Genomic DNA, 4,002 nt, shown 5'->3' on the forward strand with positions numbered 1-4,002 from the left:
AGGCTCGCGAGCTGGTTGAACTGCGACTGCAGCAGGTTCCACCAGCCGGCGGGATCGAAGGCCTGCGCGGCGTCGCCCGCGGCTGCATCCGCGGCGGAAGCATCGGCATCCTCCGCCGGCGGCGCATCGCCCGGCGCGGCCGATGCGGATTTCGCCGCCTGCGCCGCCGCGACGGCCGCTTCCTCGGCCGCCGACATCGAGCTCTGCGCGAACGCGCCGAACGCACGCAGCGTCGCGAGCGTCGCGCGCTGCACCTCGAGCGCCTGGATCGCCGACTGCAGCATCCCGAGATTGAGCTTCAGCCACTGCTCGACCGCGCGCAGGTCGGTGATGCGCTTGTCGAGTTCCTCGACGCTCGTGAGCGGCGCCATCATGTCGGACATGCTCGACAGCGACGGCGGCAGCCCATGCGCGCCGCCCGGAAACGGCGTCATCGCGCCGAACGGCGACATCCGCATCATGTCCCACATCCGGTCCATCATGTCGGCGGGCTTGAAGCCGGCAAAGCCGGCGAAAGGATTGGAGCCGGGGGCATCGGTCGTCATACGGGCATCCTGGTTGACTGGGTGAGGACGAGGCGGCCGCCATGGGTCGCGCGAGCCGCGCCTGGATCGATCATAGCGCCGGCGCGTGTCAGAACGGTGCGTCGCCGGGGAACTCGGGTGGACGCCGCTCGCGCAACGACCGGAGGCCTTCCTGCACGTCGGGCCCGGCAAACCCCATGAATTCGAGCGCAAGCGACGTATCGAAGGTCGGCCCGGCCGAGCGCAGCCAGTTGTTCAATGCGTACTTGGTCCAGCGAATCGCCGACTGCGAACCGTGCGCGAGCCGTTCGGCCACTTCGTACGCCTTCGGCAGCAGGTCGGCCGGCTCGACCGCGAGCGACACCAGCCCGATCCGCTCGGCCTCCTCGCCGCTCACCGGTTCGCACAGCAGCAGGTAGTACTTCGCCTTCGCCATCCCGCACAGCAGCGGCCACACGATCGCCGCGTGGTCGCCGGCCGCGACGCCGAGGCGCGTGTGGCCGTCGATGATGCGTGCGTCCTTCGCGGCGATCGAGATGTCGGCGAGCAGCCCGGCGACGAGCCCCGCGCCGACGGCCGGGCCATGCATCGCCGATACGATCGGCTTGCTGCAGTTGATCACGTTGTAGACGAGGTCGCGCGCCTCGCGCCACACTCGGGAGCGCACGTCGAAGTCGTTCGCCATGTCCTCGACGAGCGCGAGATCGCCGCCCGCCGAGAAGCCCTTGCCTTCGCCGCGGATCACCGCGACGCGCGTGTCGGGATCGCGGTCGACGTCGCGCCAGATGTCGGCGAGCTCGCGATGCATGCGCGCGTTCGCGGTCGCGAGGCCGCTGCGGTTCGCGCCCTCGCCGCTCATCACGATGTCGAGCACGCCATGGTCGCGGCGCGTCACCTTCAGTGCTTCGTAACCGCCGTATGCGGCGAGATCGGCCATGTGCCGCTCCTTCGAGTCGAGGCTCTTGAATCGAGTGTAGCCAAGCCCGCGCGGGCAAACATCAGGCGAAACCCGGCGCGCAGGCCGAAGCCGGGTTTCGCGCAAGCGCCGCGCCGCTTACGCCGCGCCGTCGGGCGGGGCGACCGACTGCTCGATCGCACCGAAGATCGACTTGCCGGCCGCGTCGAACATCTCGATGCGCACGGTATCGCCGTAGCGCATGAATTCGGTCTGCGGCGCGCCGTGCTCGATCGTCTCGAGGCAGCGCTTCTCGGCGATGCAGCAGTAGCCGCGCTTCGCGTCCTTGTTCGACACCGTGCCCGAGCCGACGATCGACCCGGCGCGCAGGTTGCGCGTCTTCGCCGCGTGCGCGACCAGCTGGCCGAAGTGAAACACCATGTCGGTGCCCGCATCGGGCTGGCCGACCTTCCTGCCGTTCCAGTGGACGATCATCGGCCGGTGCACGCGGCCTTCGCGCCATTCGTCACCGAGCTCGTCGGGCGTCACGGCGACCGGCGCAAATGCGGTGGCCGGCTTGCTCTGGAAGAAGCCGAAGCCCTTCGCGAGCTCGGCCGGAATCAGGTTGCGCAGCGACACGTCGTTCACCAGCGTGACGAGCCGGACGGCCTTCAGCGCTTCGTCGGGCGACGCGCTCATCCGCACGTCGCCGGTGATCACCGCGACTTCCGCCTCGAAATCGATGCCCCACTCCTCCGACGGGCACACGACGTCGTCGCGCGCGCCGAGGAAATCGTCGCTGCCGCCCTGGTACATCAGCGGGTCGGTCCAGAATTCGGGCGGCATCTCGGCGCCGCGCGCGCGGCGCACGAGCTCGACGTGGTTCACGTACGCGGAGCCGTCGGCCCACTGGAACGCGCGCGGCAGCGGCGCCATGCAGTTGGCCGGATCGAATGCGAACGCATTGCGCGCGCGGCCGTGGTTCAGCGCGTCGTACAGGTCGCGCAACTGCGGCGCGTAGAACGCCCAGTCGTCGAGGACACGCTGCAACGTCGGCGCGATCGCGTCGGCGATCGCCGCGGTGTGCAGGTCGCGCGACACGACGATCAGTTGGCCGTCGCGCGTGCCGTCCTTCAGCGAAGCAAGTTTCATAAGGGGGACTCTGCCGTTGTAGTGACGATGGAGGGAATCTATTTTACGATGGTGAATCCCGGCGGCGCGCCACGATCGTGCACGCCGTTTTCGCCCCGATTTTTCGCCCCGATCTTTCACCCCCATTCCTGCCGCATTTTCGCGCACCTGCCGCCCATGCCCGCCAGCCCGCTTCCCGATGACGATCTCGCCGACTCCGACACCGACGACGCCGCTTCCGGCGAGCACGGCGAAAACAGCGAGAAAGTCCGTTCCGGCATCCAGTCGATCGAGGTCGGCTTCCGCCTGCTCGACGTGCTGACGAGCGAGCCGCGCGCGATGATGCTGCGCGACCTCGCGCAGCGCGCGGGCATGAGTCCTGCGAAGGCGCACCGCTACCTGGTCAGCTTCTCGCGTCTCGGCGTGGTGTCGCAGGACCCCGTCTCGGGCCGCTACGAGCTCGGCGGCTTCGCGCTGCAGATGGGGCTCGCGCGGCTCGCGCGCGTCGACGGCGTGAAGCTCGCGCGGATCGCGCTGACCGAATTCCGCGACCGCCTCGACCAGACGGTCGGCATCGCGGTGTGGGGCAACCAGGGGCCGACGATCGTGCACTGGATGGAATCGAGCCACCCGGCGAAGGCGTCGCTGAAGCTCGGCGACGTGATGCCGCTGCTCGGCTCCGCGACGGGCCTGCTGTTCGCCGCGTACCTGCCGCGCAGCAAGACCGCCGCGATGCTCGAGCGCGAACTCGCCGATACGCGCCGCTCGCCGCACCATGGCGGCCCACGCACGCTCGACGAGGTCGACGCGGTGCTCGCCGACGTGCGCAAGCACGAGGCCGCGCGCGTCGAGGGGATGCTGCTGCCGACGATCCACGCGTTCTGCATGCCCGTGTTCGATGCGGTCGGCGAACTCGCGCTCGCCATCGTCGCACTCGGCCAGGAAGGCTCGTTCGACATTGCATGGGGCGGCGAGATCGACACGGCGTTGCGCGCATGCGCGCAGAAACTGTCTTACGAACTCGGCTATAGTCCCGACGCGCGCGACGCCTGACGCATTCCGCCCCCGTCACGGCACGCGCGCGAACGCGCGGCGCATTCGACAGTCCGATTCCTGTGGCGCGCGCCGCGCGCCCGACATCACGCGAGCGCCCCGATCCTGTTCCGATGCCCATGCAGCCTGCCGACATCCGCCCGAGTCACGCCTTGCCCCGCCGCTGGCTGCGCGTGGGCATTGCGCTCGTCGTCGTGCTGGTGCTGCACGCGCTCGCCGCGTTCTGGCTGATGCGCAACCGCGACGCGTTCACGCCGCCCGCGCCCGCCGAAGTCCCCGTGCAGATCGAGCTGCTGAAACCGCAGCCGATCGAGCGCCAGCCCGCGCCACCTGCGCCGAAGCCGGTCGAGCATCCGGCCGCGCCCGCCCCGGCGGCCCCCAGGGCCGCCGCGCCGAAAC

The 4,002-nt window shown here is 69.8% G+C and carries 4 protein-coding genes and 1 pseudogene; 2 read left to right on the forward strand and 3 right to left on the reverse strand.

What is annotated here, in order from left to right; genetic code table 11:
* The 3 genes from DPV74_RS39715 to DPV74_RS39725 all read right to left on the reverse strand — a co-directional run.
* Window positions 1-545 (reverse strand): PhaM family polyhydroxyalkanoate granule multifunctional regulatory protein (locus DPV74_RS39715; protein WP_119339175.1); only part of this gene is annotated, 545 nt, incomplete at its 3' end.
* 88 nt (window positions 546-633) lie between these two features.
* Window positions 634-1,461 carry an enoyl-CoA hydratase/isomerase family protein gene (locus DPV74_RS39720; RefSeq protein WP_027789013.1) on the reverse strand — a complete coding sequence of 276 codons (828 nt, stop codon included), beginning with the start codon at window positions 1,459-1,461 and terminating at the stop codon, window positions 634-636.
* Window positions 1,462-1,578: 117 nt separating this feature from the next.
* On the reverse strand, window positions 1,579-2,571 hold the full coding sequence (locus DPV74_RS39725; protein ID WP_027789012.1) for a fumarylacetoacetate hydrolase family protein: 993 nt from the start codon (window positions 2,569-2,571) through the stop codon (window positions 1,579-1,581).
* 156 nt (window positions 2,572-2,727) lie between these two features.
* On the opposite strand from DPV74_RS39725, the gene DPV74_RS39730 reads away from it, so the two are divergent.
* Together DPV74_RS39730 and DPV74_RS39735 are read left to right on the forward strand one after the other, a co-directional pair.
* Window positions 2,728-3,603, forward strand: a complete 876-nt coding sequence (locus tag DPV74_RS39730; RefSeq protein WP_059683938.1) for an IclR family transcriptional regulator — start codon at window positions 2,728-2,730, stop codon at window positions 3,601-3,603.
* Between the two features lie 113 nt (window positions 3,604-3,716).
* Window positions 3,717-4,002: pseudogene (locus DPV74_RS39735) on the forward strand (DUF3108 domain-containing protein); the annotation flags it as partial.

The sequence above is a fragment of the Burkholderia sp. HAN2018 genome, assembly GCF_024704855.1.
Taxonomy (GTDB): Bacteria; Pseudomonadota; Gammaproteobacteria; order Burkholderiales; family Burkholderiaceae; genus Burkholderia; species Burkholderia cepacia.